Raw genomic sequence first — 3,504 nt, forward strand, 5'->3', positions numbered from 1 at the left:
ATCCAATGGGCGTCCTCGATCACGAACACCCGCGGCGTGGTCCGCGCCAGTGACGCCGCATTGATCAGCGCGGTCAGTCGTCGTCTACGCGCATCGGGGGCGATATCCGGGAGAGCATCCGAAGGATCGCGGATGCCGAGCATGTCGTCGAAAAGCACCAGATCCGCGGGGTCGGCGCCGGGGATCTGGGCGCGCACCTGTGCGCGGGCCGCTTCCCCGCTAAGCTCCTCGATCCCGAACGCGGCCCGCAGCAGCGGGGCCACCGCAAAAGACGCGATGTCGCTGGCATGAGACTGACAAAACGTCGAAAACACTTCTGCGCCACGGCCCACGGCGATCGCCACAATCTCGGCAACGATGCGGCTCTTGCCGATACCAGATGGGCCGACCAGCGTGACCACACACCCGCGGCCGCTGATCGATCGGTCCAACATGCCGGTCAGCGCGGCCATTTCCCATTCGCGCCCCACCAACGTGGATTCTCGACGGCCCCGGCCCCGGCGCCGGGGCTGCGCGGCCAGCCCCAGCAGACGGCGTGCGCGCACCGGCTGGTTAACACCCGTGATGCGCACCACCTCCGGCTCACCGAGGACCGTGGCATCCTCGACCAGCCGCGCGGTGGACTCGCTGAGCATCACGCCGCCCGGCGGCGGCGCCGATGCCATCCCCTGCGCCATCCCAACCTGATCACCAATAGCGGTGTAACCTCCAGGGCCGGAGCCGATTTCACCGGCTATCACCTGACCGGAATTCAGCCCTACCCGTACCGTCAATCCCACGCCGTCGGAGGCTTCGATTTCGGCGGCCAGTTGCTTAGCCTTCTGCTGAATGCCCAATGCCGCCAAACACGCACGAAAAGCGTGATCCTCCAACGCGACCGGCGCACCGAACAAGGCCCTGATCCCGTGACCGGTGAATTTGTCGACCGTGCCGCCGTAGCCTTGGACCACCGCGGCCAAGCGGGTGACCAGGTCGGTCATGATCTCGCGCGACCGCTCGGCGCCCACCGCCGCGGCGATTTCCATCGAACCCACAACATCGGCGAACAACACCGTCACCTGCTTGTACTCCGCCGATTCGGCGGCCGGCGCAATGAGCGAACCGCAATTGTCACAAAACCGGGCGCCCTCCCTCACCTGGGTGCCACAGGCCCTACACGACGTAGCCGCCGCCATCATGCCGACCGCAAATCGCTAGTCGCCGAGCGGACCTCCATGTGAATCACCCCCCGAACATCATGGCACCACCGGCGCCCCCTAACGGGAAAACGCTGCGGGACGCTGCTAGAGCTGCGGGTCCGACTTAGGCTTGGTGGGGCCGTGGAAGACGAAATCGTGGTCGCCGATGCGGATGTGGTCGCCGTCGTTGAGGGTGGCGGTGGAGCGGATGCGCTGGTGCTGTACTTGGACGCCGTTGGCCGATCGGAGATCGTTGATGATGTAGTTGGTGCGGCTATTGATGCTGTAGCTGGTACCGGTTTCGATGATCACCGCGTGGTGGGGGCTGACGTCAGCGTCATCGAGGACGATGTCATTATCGCGGAGCCGCCCGATCCGGGTGGCGACGGCCTGTAGTGGGTAGCGGCTACCGGAAGCTGCATCCAGATAGGCCACGGCCGCCTGGTCGGTGCCTCCGGTTTGTCCAGCGTGGTGCGACCCATCAGATGTTTTCGGCCCGAACGACTGGCTGGCCTCGTCACTTGGCGCGGGCTTAGCCGGGTTATCAAGGATCGTGTCGATCTCTCGGACTATCGAATCGATGACCTCTTTGCGCTCCCGCAGGGTCCGCAACAACTCGCGAATCTCCTCGGAGATGTCGGGGTCGTCCTCGTTGCGGAGTGCTTCACGCAGCTCCGCTATTACCGATGCCTGCGCCTCGTGCGTAAGTTTTGCGGTGCCGCGGATCGCCGCGCCCAGCCGCAATAGGTGCTCGTAGGGGATCGGTGGGGGTTCGGGTAGCGGGTCGGGCAGCTCGGCGTGCCGCAGTCCCCGCTCGTACACCGCCGAAACCAGCGCGATTCCGCTGCGTCTGGTCGAGTCCTGGTACTCGACAAGCTGCTTGGTGAAGATCGGGTCGGTCCGACGCGTGCTCACCTGCCCGACCTGCACCGGCAAGATCGGCAACCCGAGCGCCTCGGCGTATCCGAGTTCGGTCCGACACGGCTTGGACCGCAACGAGTTATCCGACAATGCAAACACGAAAACGGTGGACGAACGGATCTGCGCAAGTATCTCGGGCCACCACGCATCACCGCCGCTTAGGTCGCGGTCGAGCCAGACTTGTTGGCGAGCCTGCGCCAGATCCGCAGCCAGGGATTGCACCGCAGCATCGTCCTGGCGCGCATAGCTGATGAAGACCTTCATATCATCGTCTCGGCCGTCGCCATATGTCCTTGGAAGCCAAGCGATGTCGCCATCTGGCGGTAGTGCTGAGCGAATTCGCGATAGTCGGCCAGTTCACCACGTGCCTGGGCCAGCAACGCCCGCAGCCTCAACAGCGCCACCTCAAACAGGATGAATCCCGGCTCCGTCGGTACGGCCGCAAGCCGGTCGACCGCGGCCTGCGCTTCCTGCACATCAGCGTCGGTCCCGCGGGCCAACAGCGATTCGATAAGAACGGTGACGGCGGCGCCGCAGAACTCTATTTCCTCTGTGTCGTATTGCTGCTCGACCACCGCCCTCGACAACTCGATAGCGCCGACCATATCCCCGGTTCTAATCTTCTCTTTCGCGTATTGGAGATCGACGATCGGCACCATGTGCCCGTTGAACTGCTCCCGCAAGACGGCCTCACGAACCTGGGCAAGCAGGTCAAAGCCCTCGGTGCTTCGTGCGCAGTCCTGATGCACAAGAGTGACGCCCCGCACCATCCTGGCCATGGTCAGCGTGAAGTCTTCACCGGAGCGTTCCGCGATTTCCAGCATCTCGGCCGTCTCCTGCAGGAATCCGGCATCAAACAGCAAGACTCCATTTGCTATGCCCCAGCCATAGCCGTACATCATCACTGTGGCTCGTATTTGGGGGTCGACCGTGCGCACCATGGCCAGTGCCCGGTCGATGTCGTCTTTCCATCCGGGCATCCCCAGGCAGCATCGGGCGGTGCCGCGGGCTGCGATCGAGGCCGCCAACGGCGATCCGAAGATGAGGTCACCCTTGCGGTCGTCGTCGTCGGCCAGATCGATGCACAGCTGGGCCAGCCGCAGCACTTCGGCCGCCTCCCCGGTGAAGCGCTTGGCGGCCATGGCCGCGTACATCAACGCCACCGTTAGCGTCGGATCGCCGATGGATTCGATCAGGCTGGTGTATTCGGAAGCCAGCTGCGACGCTTCGTGGTAGCGCCCGTGGATAAGCAGCGTCGTCACCTGGCCCGACATCCCAATCACCAGTGACACCTTGTCATCGGCGGCCGCAGCCAATTGACGCAGTTCCTCAAAGCCGGTGTCGTCGATGTTGCCCATCGCCCGCCACGAACTGCCACACAACAGCGTCCGGGGCGCGACGCGCA

The 3,504-nt window shown here is 64.2% G+C and carries 1 protein-coding gene and 3 pseudogenes; all 4 read right to left on the bottom strand.

The window, feature by feature from the left end:
• On the bottom strand, positions 1 to 1,175 hold a 1,175-nt coding region (locus WAN71_RS02880), incomplete at its 3' end, for an AAA family ATPase (protein ID WP_422223885.1).
• A gap of 108 nt (positions 1,176 to 1,283) precedes the next feature.
• Positions 1,284 to 1,640: pseudogene (locus tag WAN71_RS02885) on the bottom strand (FHA domain-containing protein); the annotation flags it as partial.
• Between the two features lie 441 nt (positions 1,641 to 2,081).
• A pseudogene (locus tag WAN71_RS02890) lies at positions 2,082 to 2,363 on the bottom strand (toll/interleukin-1 receptor domain-containing protein); the annotation flags it as partial.
• A pseudogene (locus tag WAN71_RS02895) lies at positions 2,360 to 3,504 on the bottom strand (cyclase); the annotation flags it as partial. The pseudogenes WAN71_RS02895 and WAN71_RS02890, both read right to left, overlap by 4 nt.

The organism is Mycobacterium sp., assembly GCF_049280035.1.
In the GTDB taxonomy this organism is placed as follows: domain Bacteria; phylum Actinomycetota; class Actinomycetes; order Mycobacteriales; family Mycobacteriaceae; genus Mycobacterium.